14 protein-coding genes are annotated in these 18,545 nt (G+C 63.7%); 4 read left to right on the plus strand and 10 right to left on the minus strand.

The features are described from left to right. From D0B32_RS26085 to D0B32_RS26100, 4 genes are all read right to left on the minus strand, one after another. Positions 1 to 708: an SRPBCC family protein gene (locus D0B32_RS26085; protein WP_117337217.1), complete on the minus strand. Its 708-nt coding sequence runs from the start codon at positions 706 to 708 to the stop codon at positions 1 to 3. 121 nt (positions 709 to 829) lie between these two features. After that, a complete protein-coding gene (locus D0B32_RS26090) occupies positions 830 to 3,241 on the minus strand; it encodes an aerobic carbon-monoxide dehydrogenase large subunit (RefSeq protein WP_117337218.1) in 2,412 nt (803 codons plus the stop codon). Positions 3,242 to 3,257: 16 nt separating this feature from the next. Next, entirely contained in the window at positions 3,258 to 3,779 is a 522-nt protein-coding gene (locus D0B32_RS26095; protein ID WP_117337219.1) for a (2Fe-2S)-binding protein, read from the minus strand. A gap of 61 nt (positions 3,780 to 3,840) precedes the next feature. Further along, positions 3,841 to 4,707, minus strand: coding sequence for a xanthine dehydrogenase family protein subunit M (locus D0B32_RS26100; protein WP_117337464.1), 867 nt, complete (start codon positions 4,705 to 4,707; stop codon positions 3,841 to 3,843). A 346-nt stretch (positions 4,708 to 5,053) separates the two neighbouring features. Here D0B32_RS26100 and D0B32_RS26105 point away from each other — a divergent pair, with 346 nt between their 5' ends. Then, on the plus strand, positions 5,054 to 5,860 hold the full coding sequence (locus tag D0B32_RS26105; protein WP_117337220.1) for a LytTR family DNA-binding domain-containing protein: 807 nt from the start codon (positions 5,054 to 5,056) through the stop codon (positions 5,858 to 5,860). Between the two features lie 63 nt (positions 5,861 to 5,923). On the opposite strand, the gene D0B32_RS26110 is transcribed toward D0B32_RS26105, so the two are convergent. The 5 genes from D0B32_RS26110 to D0B32_RS26130 all read right to left on the minus strand — a co-directional run bounded on the left by D0B32_RS26110 (position 5,924) and on the right by D0B32_RS26130 (position 12,858). Further along, positions 5,924 to 6,460: a carboxymuconolactone decarboxylase family protein gene (locus tag D0B32_RS26110; RefSeq protein ID WP_117337221.1), complete on the minus strand. Its 537-nt coding sequence runs from the start codon at positions 6,458 to 6,460 to the stop codon at positions 5,924 to 5,926. A gap of 118 nt (positions 6,461 to 6,578) precedes the next feature. After that, complete coding sequence (locus D0B32_RS26115) at positions 6,579 to 7,706, minus strand: hybrid sensor histidine kinase/response regulator (RefSeq protein WP_117337222.1); 1,128 nt, start codon at positions 7,704 to 7,706, stop codon at positions 6,579 to 6,581. A gap of 9 nt (positions 7,707 to 7,715) precedes the next feature. Next, positions 7,716 to 8,348 (minus strand): chemotaxis protein CheB, encoded by a 633-nt coding sequence (locus D0B32_RS26120; RefSeq protein WP_117337223.1) that lies wholly within the window; start codon positions 8,346 to 8,348, stop codon positions 7,716 to 7,718. A gap of 42 nt (positions 8,349 to 8,390) precedes the next feature. Then, positions 8,391 to 9,239 carry a protein-glutamate O-methyltransferase CheR gene (locus tag D0B32_RS26125; RefSeq protein WP_117337224.1) on the minus strand — a complete coding sequence of 283 codons (849 nt, stop codon included), beginning with the start codon at positions 9,237 to 9,239 and terminating at the stop codon, positions 8,391 to 8,393. Positions 9,240 to 9,261: 22 nt separating this feature from the next. Continuing rightward, positions 9,262 to 12,858, minus strand: coding sequence for a response regulator (locus D0B32_RS26130; protein ID WP_117337225.1), 3,597 nt, complete (start codon positions 12,856 to 12,858; stop codon positions 9,262 to 9,264). Between the two features lie 454 nt (positions 12,859 to 13,312). Here D0B32_RS26130 and treF point away from each other — a divergent pair, with 454 nt between their 5' ends. Beyond that, positions 13,313 to 15,187, plus strand: a complete 1,875-nt coding sequence (gene treF, locus D0B32_RS26135; RefSeq protein ID WP_259295155.1) for an alpha,alpha-trehalase TreF — start codon at positions 13,313 to 13,315, stop codon at positions 15,185 to 15,187. Positions 15,188 to 15,293: 106 nt separating this feature from the next. On the opposite strand, the gene katE is transcribed toward treF, so the two are convergent. Continuing rightward, the gene (gene katE / locus D0B32_RS26140) at positions 15,294 to 17,408 is read right to left on the minus strand and encodes a catalase HPII (protein WP_117337226.1); all 2,115 of its coding nucleotides are present in this window, start codon (positions 17,406 to 17,408) and stop codon (positions 15,294 to 15,296) included. 396 nt (positions 17,409 to 17,804) lie between these two features. Between katE and D0B32_RS26145 the strand changes: the two genes are divergently transcribed. Beyond that, entirely contained in the window at positions 17,805 to 18,209 is a 405-nt protein-coding gene (locus tag D0B32_RS26145; RefSeq protein WP_259295156.1) for a hypothetical protein, read from the plus strand. Positions 18,210 to 18,310: 101 nt separating this feature from the next. Beyond that, complete coding sequence (locus D0B32_RS26150; RefSeq protein WP_117337227.1) at positions 18,311 to 18,514, plus strand: hypothetical protein; 204 nt, start codon at positions 18,311 to 18,313, stop codon at positions 18,512 to 18,514. The last annotated feature ends 31 nt before the right edge of the window (positions 18,515 to 18,545 follow it).

Here is an 18,545-nt window from a genome sequence, read left to right on the forward strand (position 1 = left end):
TCAGGCCGTCTTGTGTGAGAAGAGGCCCCGCAGCCAGTCGCGCAAGATTGCCCACGCGAGCGCGAAGCCGTTTAGTTCGGACTGCGGTGCATCGTTGTTCACGGTTGACGGGGGTTGCTGGGCTGCTGCGCTGGCACTGCGCAGCGGCGCGTCCACGGGTTGCCGCGCTTGCTGCCCTGTCTGTTGCGGTTCTGGCGCATCGTCCGTCTGCTGCGTTGGTTGTGTTTGCAGATCCTGCTGTGCCTGCTGCGCCTGCAGTTCACCCAGCCGTTTGGCGAAATTGGCGACGAACTGCTTGAGCATCTGATCCGCGACCGGCCCCATCAGGCGGCCGCCGAGTGCAGCGGCTTTACCACTCATCGTGACTTCGCTTTTGCCGGTCAGCTCGCACGCGTCGCCGGCTGTCTGGATGGCGGCATGCAGGTCCATCGACGCGGCCGAGGTGCCGGTCGCGTCTTCGCCCTTGCCCACCAGATGCAGGCTGCGTTGCCCGCTGTCCAGTGCCAGGACTTCGATCACGCCCTTGAAGGCCATCGTCGCCGGTCCGAGCCGCACGGTGATGGTGCCTTTGTAGTGCGTGGCGTCGACGCGCTCGGTGATCTTCGCGCCCGGCATGCAGCCGGCCACGCTCTCGATGTCCTGCAGCAGTTGCCAGGCGCTATCCGCGCTGGCGCCGAGCGGAAAGACTTTTTCGAGGACGACTTTCATCGGAACATCCTTTTGCGTAGGGGTTGTATGGAGGCGGTGTGGTCAGAGCCAACGCGCGCACGATACGAACAGCGCAAGGACACGGGCGCATGGTGCGCGCACGCAGCGCCGGCATGCGCCGCTATGGCCGCGTCAGCCCCAGCTCGCGGCACTGCTGCCACACCCGATACGCGTTGTGCGGCATGTTCATATGCGTGACGCCGAGATGCGCGAACGCATCGACCATCGCCGACGTGAAACACGGAATCGAGCCCACGTGCGGCGATTCCGCCACGCCTTTTGCGCCAATCGGATGATGCGGCGACGGCGTCACCGTGAAGTCGGTTTCCCAATGCGGCGTTTCAACCGCGGTCGGCACGAAGTAGTCCAGCAAGGTCGCGCCCAGCAGATTGCCCGCTTCGTCGTACGGCATTTCCTGGCCCATCGCCACCGCGAAGCCTTCGGTCAGGCCGCCGTGAATCTGCCCTTCGATGATCATCGGATTGATACGCGTGCCGCAGTCGTCGAGCGCATAGAAACGGCGCACCCGCGTCTCACCCGTGAAGCGGTTCACGTCCAGTACGCAGACATAGGTACCGAAGGGAAACGTGAAGTTGGGCGGATCGTAGTAGTCCACGGCTTCGAGGCCCATCTCCATGCCTTGCGGCACGTTGTTATATGCGGCCCATGCCACTTCCTTGATGGTCTTGAACTGTTCGGGCGCTCCTTTGAGGACGAAGCGGTCGAGGTCGAACTCGACGTCGTTCGGGCTCGCTTCCAGCAGATGGGCGGCGATCTGCCTCGCCTTCTCGCGGATCTTGCGCGAAGCGCGCGCAATCGCAGCGCCCGCAACCGGCGTCGAACGCGAGCCGTAGGTGCCGAGTCCGTAAGGCGCGGTGGATGTGTCGCCCTCTTCCACCGTGATCACCGAGGCGGGAATGCCCGCCTCTGAGGCGATGATCTGCGCGTAGGTGGTCTGATGCCCCTGGCCCTGGGTGATGGTGCCCATGCGCGCGATGGCCGAACCATCGGGATGCACGCGAATCTCGCACGAATCGAACATGCCGACGCCGAGGATGTCGCACATCTTCGACGGCCCCGCGCCGACGATCTCCGTGAAGTTGACCATGCCGATGCCCATCAGCCATTCGGCGTTCGGGTCCGCACGGCGCGCGGCCTGTTCGGCGCGCAAGGCGGGATAGTCGACCGCGGCGAGCACTTTTTTCAGCGCCGGTTCGTAATCGCCGGAGTCGTATTCGAGGCCGAGCGGCGTGGTGTACGGGAACTGGTCCTTGCGAATGAAGTTGCGCAGCCGGATCTCCGCCTTGTCGATGCCGAGCTTTTGCGCCAGCACGTCCACCATGCGCTCGATCAGATACACCGCCTCGGTGACGCGGAACGAGCAGCGGTAGGAGACGCCACCCGGAAACTTGTTGGTGTAGACGCCATCCACGGAAACGAACGCGTTGGGAATGGCGTACGAGCCGGTGCACACATGGAACATGCCGGCGGGCCACTTGGTGGGGTCGGCGCAGGCGTCGAAGGCGCCGTGATCCGCGACGACGTGCACGCGCAGCGCCTTGATGCGGCCGTCGCTGTCGGCGGCGAGTTCGCCGGTCATGTGATAGTCGCGCGCAAAGGCGGTGGAGCTGAGGTTTTCGGCGCGCGATTCGATCCACTTGACCGGCCGGCCGAGCACGATCGACGCCACGATCGCCACCACGTAGCCGGGATATACGCCGACCTTGTTGCCGAAGCCGCCGCCGATATCCGGCGAGATCACACGGATTTTCGATTCCGGAATCGCCGAGAGCAGGCCCACTACCGTGCGCACCACATGCGGCGCCTGCGAGGTGATGTAGACCGTCAGATCGCCGCGCACCTTGTCGAACGAGGCCACGCAGCCGCAGGTTTCCAGCGGGCACGGATGCACGCGCGGATACAGCATGTCCTGTTTGACCGTGACGTCGGCGTTCTCGAAGACGCGATCCGTTTTGTCCTTGTCGCCGATATTCCACGTGAAGATGTGATTCGGATGCCGGCGCGCGCCATGGGCGCCGGTCAGCTTGTCCTGGATGTCCTCACGCACGACCGGCGCGTCCGCATCCAGTGCCGCGTGCGGATCGACCACCGGCGGCAGTTCTTCGTATTCCACCTCGACGAGTTCCGCGGCATCGGCGGCCACGTAGCGGTCATCGGCCACCACGAAGGCCACTTCCTGATTCTGGAAACTGACTTTCTGGTCAGCGAGCACGGCCTGCACGTCGCCGGCGAGCGTCGGCATCCAGTGGAGTTTGAGCGGCTTCAGATCGTCTGCGGTAAGAACCGCACGCACGCCCGGATGCGCCAGCGCGCGCGACTTGTCGATACTTTTGATGCGTGCATGCGCATACGGACTGCGCACCATCGCGCCGAACAGCATGCCCGGCATCTTCACGTCGTCGACGTAGGTGCCTTTGCCTTGAATGAAGCGCGGATCTTCGCGGCGCTTGCGTGAACAACCCATGCCTTCGAGCGCAGCGAGGCGGTCGAGATTGGCGTCGATCTTGCCCATGACGTGTCTCCCGCGCTCAATGCGTTTCCGCTGTCATCAGCGGATGCGAGGTTTCCACCGCTTCGCCGCGCAGCTTGCGCGCCGCGTACTGCACGGCCTTGACGATGTTCTGGTAGCCGGTGCAGCGGCACAGATTGCCGGCCATCCAGTAGCGGATTTCCGCTTCGTCCGGATTCGGGTTTTCCTGCAACAGACGCCAGGCGCGCATCAGCATGCCCGGTGTGCAGAAGCCGCACTGCAAGCCGTGCTCCTGCATGAAGCCTTCCTGCAACGCATGCAGCACGCCCCCTTCCGCGAGGCCTTCGACGGTGCGCACCTGGGCCCCTTCTGCCTGCACGGTCAGCAGCGTGCACGATTTGACCGACATGCCGTCGAAGTCCACCGTGCACGCGCCGCAGTGCGACGTCTCACAACCGATATGCGGACCGGTGTGCAGACATTTTTCCCGTAGCGTGTGGATCAGCAATTCGCGTGGCTCGACCACCACGTCCGTCTCGTTGCCGTTCAAGGCGAACGACATCATGATCTTCTTGCTCATGCCTGGGTCTCCTGAAGTTTCTTTGTGTTGCTGCTACGGCCTGCGATGCTGGGCCGCCGGCTCAATGCGCCGAGCGCGCGTAGGCGCTCAGCAACGCGCGCCGCGTCATCTCGCCTGCCATTGCGGTTTTGTAGTCCGCGTCGCCGCGCAGATCGCTCACGGGCATACAGATCGACATCGCGAGATGCGCGGCCTCGTCGACCGCCGCTTCATCGAAGTTTCTGCCGCTCAGCACCTGCTCGGCGGCTGTCGCCCGCAGCGCCGTGTCGCCGACATTCGTCAGCGCAATCCGCACGCTGCTGACCGTGGGGCCGTCCATACGTAGCGTCACGGCTGCGGCGGCGGTCGCGAAGTCGCCGGTCTTGCGCTTGAGTTTGGCGTAGCAATAGCCCGTGCCTGCAGCGGGGATCGGGATGCGGATCTCCGTCATGATTTCGCCAGGCTCCATCTGCGTCATATAGGTGCCGAGAAAGAAACCGTCTGCGGGCAGCACGCGTTCGCCCTGTGCGCTGGCGAGCACGAACGACGCGTCGAGCGCGATCATCAGCGCCGGATGATCGTTGCCGGGGTCGCCATGCGAGATATCGCCGCCCAGCGTGCCGCGATAGCGCACCTGCGGATCGGAAATCTGCCGCGCGCCTTCCACGATCAACGGGCAGCGGCGTTGCAGCAGCTCGGACCAGATCAGTTCGTTTTCGGTGGTCATCGCGCCAATGCGGATTTCGTCGCCCACTTCGCGGATGCCTTTCAGTTCGGCCACCTTGCCCAGATCGATCAGATGATCGGGCTGGGCAAACCGCAGCTTCATCATGGGCAGCAGGCTGTGACCGCCGGCCAGCAGCTTCGCGGCGTCGCCGAACTGATCGAGCAGCGCGACGGCTTCGGGCACGCTTCGCGGGGCGTGGTAATCGAAGGGACGAGGAATCACCGTGGTCTCCTGATGTATCGCTTTGCATGAGGATTTCACAATCCGGGCCGCGCGTTCAACGCGATTTCCCGAATCGCGGCACGCGCGCGCCAACCGCCGGAAAACGCACATGAACGCAGCCGCGCATGCGCAACCGGCGGCGGCACGGCGCGCCCAGATGCGCTGGGGTGCGCCTGGGTGCATTTGTGTCTCCGCGCGCCGCGCCGCAGCATCACGGGCGGCATTCCCGAATGACGGCTGTATCAGCGTGAATGGCCCGGAAACTTGCGCGAATGGGGGAAAAGATTTACAACGGAGTCAAATTGCGCGACAGCGCAGACCGCCCCACGAGGGCACGGAGACCGGCATGAATCCGTTTGAACGCAGCGTTGCGCCGTCCTCGGAAGCACCGCGCGGCGAGACGTTTCAGCACAAGCTGGAACAGTTCAACCCGGGTATGGTGTGGCTCGACGAACAGGGCCACGTGAGCGCGTTCAACGACGTCGCGCTGCAAATGCTCGGCCCCGCCGGCGAACAGTCGCTCGGCGTGCCGCAAGATCAGTTGTTCGGTATCGACGTGGTGCAACTGCACCCGGAAAAGAGCCGCGACAAGCTGCGCTTTCTGCTGCAGTCACGTGATGCGGGCGGTTGCCCGGTGAAATCGCCGCCGCCGGTAGCGATGATGATCAACATTCCCGACCGCATCCTGATGATCAAGGTCGCGAAGATGACCGGCGCAGGCGGCGCGTGCGGCACCTGCATGATCTTCTACGACGTGACCGACCTGACCACCGAGCCATCGCGGCAGCAGTCGGTCGGCCAGGCGCCGCAGCCGCGACGGCTCTTCAAGATTCCGGTGTACCGCAAGAACCGTGTCATTCTGATCGATCTAAAAGATATCGTGCGCTTTCAGGGCGACGGCCACTACACGACCATCGTCACCAAGGAAGAGCGCTATCTCTCCAACCTGTCGCTGGCCGATCTGGAGTTGCGGCTCGACAGCAGCATCCATCTGCGCGTGCACCGCAGCCATATCGTCAGTCTGCCGTACGCGGTGGAGCTGATCCGCTCGGACGAAAACGTGAATCTGGTGATGGACGATGCGGAGCAGACCCAGGTGCCGGTGAGCCGGGCGAAGACCGCGCAACTGAAGGAACTGCTTGGCGTGGTGTAGTGGCGGCGCGCGTGAAGCAAAGAACCGCTTTCATCCTGCCTGCGGCCCTTTGCTCATCTGCCTTCACACTACCGCAGGGAAATCCACCGTCGTATCGTTGATACGGTTCACGAGGTTTGTGAACGTGATGGTGGCGATGGCCAGCGCGGTTTCGATCACTTGCTGCTCGGTGTAGCCAGCCGCGCGGATCGCGTCCACTTCCGCGGCGGGCACGGTGCCGTGCGTGTTCACCAGCATCCGTACGAAGTGCACCAGGGCGTCGCGCTTCGCGTCGCCGGTGGCTTCACCGGCGCGGGCCTGCTTCATGGTTTCCGGCGCAAGACCGGCAAACTTGCCGACCAGCGTATGGGCGGCGATACAGTAGTCACAGCCTGCCACTTCGCTGACAGCCAGCTTGATCACTTCGACATCCTGCTTCGACAGGCTGCTGGCGGCCAGCACCCCGTCGAGGCTGAGTGCCGCACCTAGCGCTGCGGGGCTGTAGGTAGCGATGGTGGCGTAGGCATTCGGCACCTTGCCGGCGGCCTTTTTGATCTTCGCAAACAGTTCAGCGGCTGCGCCGGTTGCGTCTTCGGGCTTGATTGCGTTGAAACGGGACATGATTGACTCCTTCGGTTCTGGTTGATCTGCAGGCCATGTCGTATGGCATGGAAACCAGTGTAGTCACCGGAAGTGAGTCTTTGAATGCCTTATATGACCAAATTTATGCTCGAACGGATCATCGCGCCGTCAACGACCCCAGCGCCAGCGTTGCCATGCGCGGCACTTCTACCTTGAAGACGGTGCCGCGCAGGTCGTCGGACTCCACCGCCACGTCCCCGCCGTGCATATGGACGATTTCCCGCACGATGTGCAGCCCCAGCCCGAGCCCTTCGCGTTGCCGGCCGTCGACGCCGTTCGAACCGAACGCCTTGAACAGATGCGGCACGACGTTGGGCGCGATGGTGCCGCGATTCGTCACGCTGAGCGTGATGCGATCGGCCTCGCGGGCATCCACGTTGACGACGATCTCGCCGCCCGGTTCGCCGTGATGCAGCGCATTGCTGATCAGGTTCGAGATGGCCTGCCACATCAGATCCACGTCCCAGCGCCCGGCCGCTTCGCCTTCGCTGCGCAGCACGATCTGGCTGGCATGCTTGTGAGTGGCGAACTCCTCTATCACCGATTTGCACAGCGTCGTGAAGTCCGTCGCGCGCGGCTGTGAATGCAGCCGGCCGCCTTGCAGGCGCGCGAGGTTAAGCAGTTGATCCACCATGCGGGCCATGCGCAAAGAGCTGTTCTTGATGCGCGTGGCGGTGGTGCCGACCGTGTCGCCCGCTTCGATCCGCATCAAATACTCGGCCGAGGCCAGCACCGCGCCAAGCGGCGTGCGCAGGTCGTGGCTCAGCACGGCCATCAGCATTTCGTTGGCTTCGAGCATCTGGCGCGTGGTGACCAGTTGCGCGGCGAGCTGGCGCTTCTGCTGTTCGAGCTGCACGAACACATCCACCTTGGACTGCAGGATGCGCAAGTCGAACGGCTTGTAGAGGAAATCCACCGCGCCCGCTTCGTAGCCGCGGAAGGTGCGCGATGCGTCCTGTGCGGTAGCGGTCAGAAAGATGATCGGCACATGCGAGGTGCGCGGACTGCCGCGCATCAGCGAGGCCAGTTCGAAGCCGTTCATGCCGGGCATGTTGACGTCGAGAATGGCGAGCGCCACCTCGTGCTTGAGCAGCAGATCCAGCGCGGCCGTGCCGGAATCCGCCACCAGCAGATGGATGCCCGGACGCGTCAGCGACGCTTGCAGCGCCGTAATGTTATGGACGATGTCGTCGACGATCAGAATATTGACAGTGGGATTCGTCATGGCATCGGGTCAGGCGGGTTGGTCGATAGAAGCCGGCAGTCCGACAAGACTTTGGGCAATGGAAGAAGGTGTCAGCACGTCGTCCACCACGCCGCGCTCGATCGCGGCGCGCGGCATTTCCGGTGACGACGCGGTGTCCGGGTCCTGCGCCCACGTGTGGCCGCCCAAAGAGCGGACCGTTGCGAGGCCACGCACGCCGTCTTCGTTGGCGCCCGAAAGCAGGATGGCCAGCAGGCGCTCACGATACACCCACGCCGCGGATTCAAACATGACGTCGATGGACGGTCGGGAAAAGCGCACGGCGGCCTCCGTGGATAGCGCGACGGTGCGGTCGCTTTCCACCATCAGGTGATAACCGGGCGGCGCAACGTAGACGCGGCCGCCGAGAATCTGCTCGTGCGCGTCGGGTTCGATGACCGGCAGCGCGCAGCGATGGCTGAAACTCTGCACGAGGTAGCTGGGCGGATCGGGCGGCAGGTGCACGACGATCATCACGGCGGGCGCGAAGTCTTTCGGCAATGCGGCGAGCAGGCCGTGCAGCACCTCGATGCCGCCAGCGGAGGCGCCGAACGTCACCAGCTCGAACGCACGCGAGCGCGCGGAGGCGGCGCGTGGTTTCACAGTGGAACGGTGTGCGGGCATCGTGGCTCCCGGCGGAATCGGCTGATCGTTTGCATGACGGCGTCAGCGTTTCTGATAGATCCGCTCACGCGGACAGAACTCGTCGAACGCATCATGCTGGTTCGAAAACCGCAAACTCTCCTTGCTGCCCAGGCCCAGAAAACCGCGCCGCACGAGCGCGCGCTGGAACAGGCCGAGCGCGCGATCCTGCAACCCACGATCGAAGTAGATCATAACGTTGCGGCAGGAAACCAGGTGGGCTTCGAGGAACACTTCGTCGGTCGAGAGGCTGTGATCGGCGAACACCACGCGGTCGCGCAACGCGCCGGAAAAACGCGCGCCGCCGTAAGCCGCGTGATAGTAGTCGGACAGCGAGCGCTTGCCGCCTGCCGCCAGATAGTTCTGCGTGAAGCCGGCAATGCGGTCGAGCGCGTAGATACCGGCCTCGGCCTTGGCGAGTGCTTCGGGGCTGATGTCGGTGGCGTAGAACAGGGTCCGCTCGGTCAAGCCCTCTTCGTCGAACAGAATTTTCAGCGACCACAGTTCCTCGCCGGTGCTGCAACCGGCCACCCACACCTTGATCGACGGGTAGGTTTGCAGCACCGGCATCACCTGCTGGCGCAGCGCCAGAAAATAGGCGGGATCGCGAAACATGTCGCTCACCTGCACCGTCAGGTACTGGAACAGCCGCGAAAAATCCGCGCCGTTGCGCATGATGCGGTCCTGCAACTGCGACAGCGTGCTCAAGCCGAATTCGTCGAGCGCCTGCAGCAGGCGGCGCCGCAGCGAGCTCATCGAATAGTGACGGAAATCGTGCTGATACTTGAGGTAGATCGCCTCGAGCAGCAGCTTCAGTTCGATGTCGAAATCGCTGATGCGCGGCGGCCGGGTGTCGGACGTGGGGGCGGTCATGGTCGTCGGATCCTTCGCGGCCTCAACGCTGACGCAGCCAGACGCGGCACAACGCGACCAGCTTGTCGACGTCGATCGGCTTCGAGATGTAATCGTCCGCACCGGCTTCGAGGCAACGCACGCGGTCGTTGGCCATCGCCTTGGCCGTCAGCGCGATGATAGGCAGATGCGCGAAACGCGGATTGCGGCGAATCTCCGCCATCGCCGTGAGGCCATCCATCTCCGGCATCATGATGTCCATCAGCACCAGGTCGATCTCCGGGCCGCTGTCGAGCAGGTCGAGCGCTTCGCGGCCGTTGCGGGCAATCTGCAGCTTCGCGCCGAGCGGTTCGATCACGTGCGAGAGCGCGAAGATATTGCGCACGTCGTCTTCCGCGAGCAGGATGCTGCGCCCTTCGAAGGCGTTGTCGCGCTGGCGCACCGTGCGTAACATGCGCTGCTGTTCTGGCGCAAGCGACGATTCCACGCTATGCAGGAACAGCGTCACTTCGTCGAGCAGGCGCTCCGGCGATTTGGCGCCCTTGATGATGATCGATTTCGAATAGCGGCGCAGGCGGTGCTCTTCCTCGCTCGACAGCATGCGGCCGGTGTACACGATCACCGGCAGCGCCAGATGCGCGGCGTCGCCCGCGAGGCGTTCGAGCAGGTCGTAGCCGGTGCCGTCTGGCAAGGCCAGATCGGTCACCACGCAGTCGAAGCTCGATTTGCCCAGCTCTTCGAACGCAGCGGCGAGCGTGGCCACCGCGACGATCTCGGTGTTCTCGCTTTGCAGCAGCGCGCGGATGCTTTCGCGCATGGCCGAATCGTCCTCGATCACCAGCACGCGCTTCAGGCGTTGCTGCAAGCGCGCTTCGAGACGGCGGATCGCGGCTTCCATGGTCGAGCGCGCGGTCGGCTTCAAGGTGTAGCCAATCGCGCCGAGATGCAGCGCCTTGTCGGCGTGATCCGTAGCCGACACGATATGAATCGGAATGTGGCGCGTGAGCGGATCGTTCTTCAGCCATTCGAGCACGGTGAGGCCGGAGCGGTCCGGCAGACCCACGTCGAGCAGCACGGCGGCCGGGCGCATGTCGCGCACCAGCGCGAGGCCACTGGCGGCGTCGGTGGCATGCAGGAAGTCGAAATCGAGTTCGTGCGTGAGGTCGCGCAGAATCTCGGCGAACGGCGCATCGTCTTCAATGGCGAGAATCACACGGCTGCCACGGGCGCGCTGGTAGCGGTCGTCGCTGATCGGCGCGTGGCCGGTCTCGGGTGCCGCGCTGTAGGTATCGGCAGCACTGGCGGTGGATTCAGCCGCGAGCCGGCGCGCCGGTTCGCTACGCTCGACCGCTGCGCCGTGGCCGTTCATCGTCGCATGCGACGGGGCGGGTGCGGGCGTGAGCGTCGCCGCGGCCGGATAGGCCGGCGCCACGCCAGAGGCAGCGGGTGCCACGCTCTCCTCGTGTGCATCGGCAGCGGCGGCGTTCACCGCTGCGGTTGCATCGGCGGGCAGCCATAGCGAGAACACGCTGCCCTTGCCCAGTTCACTTGCCACGCTGATGCGGCCGCCCAGCAGGCGGGCGAATTCGCGTGAAATAGAGAGACCGAGGCCGCTGCCGCCATAGTGACGGCTCGTCGAACCATCGGCCTGCTGAAAGGCTTCGAAGATCATTTCCAGCTTGTCCGGCGCGATGCCGATACCCGAGTCGCGCACGTCGAAGCGCAGCATGCCGCCTTCCGCCGGCGCCACCTGCAACGACACCTCGCCATGCTCGGTGAACTTCACGGCATTCGAGAGCAGGTTGCGCAGAATCTGCACGGTGCGCTGGCTGTCCGTGATCAGCATGTCCGGCACGCCTGGCAAGCGCTCGAAACCGAGTTGCAGATGCTTGGCGGACGCGAGCGGCGTGAAAGTTTCGCGCAGCGCCTGCAAGGTGGCGTCGAGCGACACGTTCTCCAGTTCAATCGTGATCTGGCCGGCTTCGACCTTCGAGAGGTCGAGGATGTCGTTGATCAGCACCAGCAGATCGCTATTGGACGCGTGAATGGTTTCCGCGTACCGCACCTGCTCGTCGGTCAGATTGCCGCTGCGGTTCTGCTGCAACAGCTTGGCAAGAATCAGCGAACTGTTGAGCGGCGTGCGCAGTTCGTGCGACATGTTGGCGAGGAACTCGGACTTGTAGCGGCTCGACTGTTCGAGGCGTGCGGCATTGGCCGAAAGATCGTCCTGGGCGCGCAGCAGATCGGACTTTTGCCGCTCCAGACGTTGCGCGTATTCTTCGAGCTGGACATTGGTCTGCTCCAGTTCGGCCTGCTGCTGTTCGAGCCGCGATTGCGAATCGAGCAGCGCGCGGCCGCGCTCTTCGAGGCCTTCGTTGGAGACGCGCAGTTCTTCCTGCTGCACCTGCAACTCTTCGTTCAACTGCTGCGTTTCGACCAGCGCATCCTGCAGGCGCTCGCGGTACAGCGCGGCTTCGAGGAAGTCGCCCATGCCGCCGGCAATCAGTTGCAGAAACTCTTCGTCGCGCTCCACCATCGCACGGATGAAGCCCAGTTCCACCACGCCGTTGACTGTGCCATCGTTTTCGACCGGCAGCACCACCAGGTTCTTCGGCGGGCTCATGCCGAGTCCGGATACCACCTTGACGTAGTCGTCCGGCACCTCGCGCAGGACGATCGTACGGCGCTCTTCTGCGGCCTGACCAATCAGGCTTTCGCCGCTCTGGAAGTGCTGCGCTCCCTGCTCGCTTTCCGGACTGAAGCCATACGAGGCGATACGGCGCAACGTGCCGGTTTCCTTGTCGCGCACATACAGCGCCGCGACGGCCGCCCCCAGGTACTGCCCGAGAAAATCGAGCATCGCGCGTCCCACCTGGATAGGCGTGGACTGTCCCACCACTTTTTCGGCCAGCAGCCGCTGACCGGAGCGCAGCCAGACCTGCTCCTGCAATACCTGGGTCTGCGCATCCTGCTGCTTGAGCACACCGTCGTAAGTGGCGGAGAGGCTGAGCAGCTCGCGCCGCCCCATCCACGCGAGCAGGCCGCTGACGATCAGGCTGAACAACAGGAAGGTCGAGACCAGGATCGTGCTGACGCGGCGGGTGGCGTCGTCGCGCTCCTGACGCAGCTTGAGTTCGACGTCCAGAAACTCGTTGAACAGTTGACGCGTTTCGTCGGACTCGGCCTTGCCGTGTCCGCTGTTGATGCCGGCAGAGAAATTGAGGTTGCGGCGCCGCAGATCGATCAGTTCCTGGGCGTATTGATCCCACTGCTTCTGGATCGACTCGATCTCGTTGAGGCGGCCGATTTGCGGCGGATTGTCGGCGACGAGTTGCTTGAGCCCGTCAATTTCGCTCTTGAAACGCGCTTGGCCCAGCTCGTAGGGCGCGAGATAGTTCTCGTCGCCGGTCAGCAGGAAACCGCGCACGCTCGATTGACGATCGACGGCGATGCGCAGCATGTCGTTGGCGTCGCCAATCACGCGCTCCGAATGCTCGGCCCAGCTCATCGTGTTCATCAGATAGGCGATCAGCGCAACGAACACCGCGATGGTGAGCAGGCCAACGCCCAAAGGCAGGGCGATATTACGACGGATGATGCGACGGAACCGGTCTTGGTCGACAGCAGTATAGGCGGGCATTTTTTCTGAATTTCGTCTGGTCAGCTTGCTCGGATCGGCAATTTCGACTGATGTGCCGCCACTGCGAGGCGCAATGCCTGGCAGCGCGTCGCGTGATGGGCATTTCCTACACGCGACGGCACCGTATCATACAGTGACTCTCATCAGTCGTTCCAATGCGCAACGCTTGTCCGATGGGCTTGTGCAGGATTTTGGCGCTGTGTGAGACGCCAGATGCGCGCCGACGGAGGCCGTTCCCGATGCACGCGCGAGCTGGCTGGGTGCCCATTTTTACCGTGCCGCTCAAAGGACAATCAGGCACAGGCAGCAAGCGGCGTACCCGGACACCGGTTAATTGTTCTTCATGCCGATTTCGTCAATTGAGAACGGTTAGCGAAATTGACAAAGCCCGCAGCGGTACATAACTTGCTCTTCCGCTCCTTCGTGTCCGACCCTTACGGCTCTCTCGTTGCCCATGCCCAAACGCGCTCGCGCTGGAATCCGCCCCGCCCTCGTCACGCTCTCGAGCGTCTGCGTCGCGACGCTGATCGCATGGCACGCCCCTGGCGCGTTGGCGATGCCGCCGGAAACGCCGCTCGCGTCACTGCCGTCCACCGCCAGCGCGGCGCTCAGCGCCGCGCCCAAAGGCGCATCCCACGCGGCTGACGGCAAAGCTGCGGACGCGACGCTCACGCCGCACGCCAATCCGCACGCACAGGTTTCGCCCGTCGTGCCGACCCCGCCTTCGGAGCAATTCGGTGCGCTCTATCGCGACGTCGAACTCGCGCACCTCTTTCCCGACAGCAAGACCTTCGCCGACATGGTGCCCAACGCCGCACCACAGCAGATCGTGGCGGCCTACGAAAGCGCGCGGCAACAGCCGGGTTTCGATCTGGCGGGATTCGTGCGGCAGAATTTTTCGACGCCCTCGCACACGGTCAAGCCGTATGTGTCCGATCCCAATCAGGACGTGGTCGGCCATATCGACACCTTGTGGGACGTGTTGCGCCGCGACCCGGATGCGTCGGCGAGCCCGTGGTCGTCGCTGCTGCCGTTGCCTGCACCGTATATCGTGCCGGGCGGCCGCTTCGACGAGATCTACTACTGGGATTCGTTCTTCATCATGCTGGGGCTGGAGCAAAGCGGGCGGCATGAGCTGGTGGTCGACGAGCTGAAAAACTTCGCCACCCTGATCAACCGCTACGGGCATATCCCGAACGGCAATCGCACTTACTACCTGAGCCGTTCGCAGCCGCCCTTCTTTGCAGAGATGGTGCAGCTCGCCGCGCAGAAGGACGGCGACAAGACGTATCTGCAATACCTGCCCGAGTTGCAGCAGGAATACACCTACTGGATGGACGGCAGCGGCAAGCTCGCGGCGGGGCATGCCTCGCGCCATCTGGTGCGCCTGCCGGACGGCACGCTGCTAAATCGCTACTGGGACGAGCGCGCGGCGCCGCGCGACGAGTCATACCGTGAAGACGTGGAGACTGCGCAGCAGACGCCGCAGCGCAACGCCGGCGACCTGTGGCGCAATCTGCGCGCAGGCGGCGAGACCGGCTGGGATTTCAGCTCGCGCTGGTTCGCGGACGGCCGCACGCTCGGGACGATAGATGTGACTTCGCTGATCCCCGTCGATCTGAACAGCCTGCTCTATCAGCTCGAACGCACGCTTGCGCATGCCTACCGTCTGCAAGGCGACGTTACGCGTGCCGAGAATCTCGAACAGCGCGCCAACGCCCGCGCCGAAGCGATCCGCCGGGTGTTGTGGGACCCGACGTTGCAGGCCTTCACCGATTACGACTTCGAACATCATCAATTGACGCACCGGTTGACCGCGGCCACCGTGTATCCGCTCTATGCAGGCGTGGCCAACCGGCAGCAGGCCCAGGCGGTGGCGCGCGCCGTGCAGCGCGGCCTGCTGCGGCCCGGCGGCCTCGCCACGACGCAGGTCAAAACCGGTCAGCAATGGGACGAGCCGAATGGCTGGGCGCCGCTGCAATATCTCGCCGTGACCGGCTTGCGCCGCTACAGCGAGATGACGCTGGCGCAGACCATTGCCGCGCGCTGGATTCGCACCAACGTCGAGTACTACCAGCACACCGGCAAGCTGGTGGAGAAATACGATGTGGATGCCAACACCGCGTGGATCTCGGCGAGCGGCGGAGAATATCCGTTGCAGGATGGCTTTGGATGGACAAACGGGGTCTTGCGCGCTTTGCTCGCGCTGTATCCGGACGTGGTGAATGTGCGGGAGACGAAGCCGGCGGCGGTGGCGGGTGGTGCCAGTGTTGGGGCGAACGCTACTGTGCCTGCGACACCGGCTTCTGCGGCGACGCCGGCACATTGACGGCAGTGCATTGACGACGCGCGCTGTTCCGCGCGCCGTCAACGGGTAGCAGCGTCACCTTGCGACTCACGGCGTGACACTACTACGCTGCTACCTCATCCCACCGTCATGCCGGCACCGATTCCGCCAGCGCCTGACGTGCCCACGCCCGATGCTGCCCGGCCGCCGCGATAAACGCCTTCAACACCTGCGTCATCTGCTTGTCGTCGCCGGTCGCGACGCCCTCGGCGTTGTCGGGCAAATGCGACGCCTTGAGCACTTCACGTCCCGCGCCCAGGGCGGCAATCGCCTTCAGATGCTTGAACGCTTCAAGCACGAAATGCCGTGCGTCACCCGATTGCGCCAGCGTCTTCGCGCCCGCCTCACCGCCGCACACGATCACCGCATCGAACATGATGGACGGCATGCCGGCAATGGTCGCATCCGGTTGCAGACCGTCGATGGCCGCGAGCGTCGGCGCCACCAGCAGCGGCGCCGCGCCTTCCGCCTGCAGCGCTTTTTGCAGCGCCTTTAGCGTGGCGCCATCCGAACCCGGCGCGGCCAGCAAGGCGATCTTGCAGGTCTTGATGCCCGGCTTCACGCGGTTGAGCAAACTGAGTGCGGGCGACGGCTTGATCTTCGATGCATCGACCGCCGTCTTGCCTCGCTTCGGCGCGGGCAGACCGAGGCCTTCAGCGACCTCGGCGGCGAGTCCCGCGTCGAAGTTGGCGAGAATCTCGTTCACTACGCGCTCGCGAATTTCCGGCTTGGTGACCTTGCCCAGTTCGAACTGATAGGCGGCGGCGATGTGCGCCTTCTCAGGCTCGGACATGCTCTGATAAAACAGCGCGGCCTGCGAGAAGTGATCGGCAAACGACTCGCTGCGCACGCGAATCTTTACGCCTTCCACACGCTCCTGATAGCTCTCGAAGCCGCCATCCGAGGCAGCCGGATCGGTTTCCTTCGGCCAGCCGCCGCTCAGCGAATTCGGCTCATACGATGCCTGTCCTACATTGATGGCCTGACGGTGCATGGCGTCGCGCTGATTGTTCTGGAACGGGCACACCGGCCGGTTAATCGGGATTTCATGGAAGTTCGGACCACCCAGCCGGCTGATCTGCGTGTCCGTATAGGAGAAGAGCCGTCCTTGCAGCAGCGGATCGTTGCTGAAGTCGATGCCCGGCACCACGTGCCCCGGATGGAATGCGACCTGCTCGGTCTCGGCGAAGAAGTTGTCGGGATTGCGATTGAGCGTGAGCTTGCCGATGATCTTTACCGGCACGATCTCTTCCGGAATCAGCTTGGTCGGGTCCAGCAGATCGAAGTCGAACTTGTGTTCGTCCTGCTCCTCGACGATCTGCACGCCCAGTTCGAACTCCGGAAAATCGCCGCGCTCGATGGCCTCCCACAGATCGCGCCGGTGAAAGTCTGGGTCCTTGCCGGCCAGCTTTTGCGCCTCGTCCCACAACAGCGAGTAGGAACCGAGCACCGGTCGCCAGTGAAACTTGACGAAGCGCGCCTTGCCCGCCGCGTTGACGAAGCGGAACGTGTGGATGCCGAAACCTTCCATGGTGCGCAGACTGCGCGGAATGGCGCGGTCGGACATGGTCCACAACACCATGTGCGCCGATTCCGGCACGAGCGAGACGAAGTCCCAGAAGGTGTCGTGCGCGGACCCGCCGGTAGGCATTTCATTGGGCGCCTCCGGTTTGACCGCGTGCACGAAGTCCGGAAACTTGATCGCGTCCTGGATGAAGAACACCGGCATGTTGTTGCCCACCAGGTCGTAGTTGCCTTCCTGCGTGTAGAACTTGACCGCGAAGCCGCGCACGTCGCGCACGGTATCGGCCGAGCCGCGCGGACCCTGCACGGTGGAAAAACGCACGTAGACCGGCGTCTGTTCGGACGGGTCCTGTAAAAAGGCGGCCTTGGTGTACTCGCTCATCGATTCGTACACCTGAAACACGCCGTGAGCGGCACTGCCGCGCGCATGCACGATCCGCTCGGGAATCCGCTCGTGGTCGAAGTGCGTGATCTTTTCACGCATGATGAAATCTTCGAGCAGCGACGGACCACGCGGGCCGGCGCGCAAGGTGTTCTGGTTATCGGCTATCTTCACGCCTTGGTTGGTGCGTAGCGCTTCGCCGTCGGGACGCAGGCGAAACTGTTCGAGATCTTTGGACTTCGGATCGGCGCCCGGATCGGGTTGCGCGGGCTGCCGGCTGCTATTTTTTCCTGCCATGAGGACACTCCTTACGTTCAGCGCGGCGAGGAGAGAGACCTCGCCAGCACGAGCCTTCAGTCGAGCAAGGGGCATTCCCAATGGGTCGGTTTACTGCATGTGATTCGCTGGCTCGCTCCGGCCGTGACGTAGGGATGCTGCGGCGGACGTTAGGTTCGTGGTTGCCCGGCGTACTCGCGTCGATCTGCGCAACACGTTGCGCAAAAACCTGTATGAATGTACAGTATTTTGCCTGTGATGATGTGTACGCAATGTATGTGCGGGAAAGCTTGCGGGCGGGTTTGCAGGCGGCTTTGTAGATTGCATAGGGTTGGCAAGGCGCGGTTTGCACGGCGCGTGCGGCGGCATGGCGCCTGGCCGGTCGCGCCGGCGGGCTTATCAATGATGGAGAACGGGATGCTTCGAGTTCTGGGCGTGGGTGCGGTGTTGTGCGTGCTCGCATCGACGGTTGCGGCAAGTGAACGTTATGTGGAGGTCTGGAATCCTCCCGAGGCGCGCCTCGTGAAGCCCTCCTCTCAAGCTCGCCAGTCGGCACGGTCGGCTCAATCCCGAGCGCGCTCCGGCAAGCCTGCGTTGATCGCGCGCGGCATGCCGAAGGCCGGTGCACGCCGCGTCGCAGACCCGCTCGCAAAGGGCACGTCGGTCAGGCATACGACCAGTGAGGCGAGCCGAAAAGCCATGCCCCCGTCAGCGGACGACATTCCCCGCATCATCACGCCCGAGGGCAACGTGCTGCGCGTGAGCGTGCGTGGCGCGAACCAGCGTAACGCGGGCGGCACGGCGGCTTCCATCGTGCGATGATGAACGTGGCTCGATGCTGAGGGCGTTTCCAGGAATGCGTTCACGAACGTGTTCATGGGCGAGGCGCAAGACGACGTGCAACCGGCGTGCGAAATAACGACATGGAAGCGGAAATCTACAAGGGATACGCCATCTGGGGCCACGCCATCGTGCAGGAAGAAGGCTACGCGGCAAGCGGCACGATTACGCGCGGTAGCAAGATGGTAGAAGGCTCGGGTGTGCTCGGCAGATTCGAGTCGGACGAAGAGGCGCGGCTCGCGGGCCTCGATTGGGCCCGCGCCTGGGTGGATCGCCACGGTGATTGACGTGGCCCTGTGACGTGGCCCTGCATGGGGC

The organism is Paraburkholderia sp. DHOC27, from assembly GCF_003429005.1.
In the GTDB taxonomy this organism is placed as follows: Bacteria; Pseudomonadota; Gammaproteobacteria; order Burkholderiales; family Burkholderiaceae; genus Paraburkholderia.

What these genes read in the sequence shown, in the direction of transcription:
- D0B32_RS26085 (WP_117337217.1), bottom strand. Translation starts at nt 708, where the DNA reads ATGAAAGTCGTCCTCGAAAAAGTCTTTCCGCTCGGCGCCAGCGCGGAT.
- D0B32_RS26090 (WP_117337218.1), bottom strand. Translation starts at nt 3,241, where the DNA reads ATGGGCAAGATCGACGCCAATCTCGACCGCCTCGCTGCGCTCGAAGGC.
- D0B32_RS26095 (WP_117337219.1), bottom strand. Translation starts at nt 3,779, where the DNA reads ATGAGCAAGAAGATCATGATGTCGTTCGCCTTGAACGGCAACGAGACG.
- D0B32_RS26105 (WP_117337220.1), top strand. Translation starts at nt 5,054, where the DNA reads ATGAATCCGTTTGAACGCAGCGTTGCGCCGTCCTCGGAAGCACCGCGC.
- D0B32_RS26110 (WP_117337221.1), bottom strand. Translation starts at nt 6,460, where the DNA reads ATGTCCCGTTTCAACGCAATCAAGCCCGAAGACGCAACCGGCGCAGCC.
- D0B32_RS26115 (WP_117337222.1), bottom strand. Translation starts at nt 7,706, where the DNA reads ATGACGAATCCCACTGTCAATATTCTGATCGTCGACGACATCGTCCAT.
- D0B32_RS26120 (WP_117337223.1), bottom strand. Translation starts at nt 8,348, where the DNA reads ATGCCCGCACACCGTTCCACTGTGAAACCACGCGCCGCCTCCGCGCGC.
- D0B32_RS26125 (WP_117337224.1), bottom strand. Translation starts at nt 9,239, where the DNA reads ATGACCGCCCCCACGTCCGACACCCGGCCGCCGCGCATCAGCGATTTC.
- D0B32_RS26130 (WP_117337225.1), bottom strand. Translation starts at nt 12,858, where the DNA reads ATGCCCGCCTATACTGCTGTCGACCAAGACCGGTTCCGTCGCATCATC.
- treF (WP_259295155.1), top strand. Translation starts at nt 13,313, where the DNA reads ATGCCCAAACGCGCTCGCGCTGGAATCCGCCCCGCCCTCGTCACGCTC.
- katE (WP_117337226.1), bottom strand. Translation starts at nt 17,408, where the DNA reads ATGGCAGGAAAAAATAGCAGCCGGCAGCCCGCGCAACCCGATCCGGGC.
- D0B32_RS26145 (WP_259295156.1), top strand. Translation starts at nt 17,805, where the DNA reads ATGCTTCGAGTTCTGGGCGTGGGTGCGGTGTTGTGCGTGCTCGCATCG.
- D0B32_RS26150 (WP_117337227.1), top strand. Translation starts at nt 18,311, where the DNA reads ATGGAAGCGGAAATCTACAAGGGATACGCCATCTGGGGCCACGCCATC.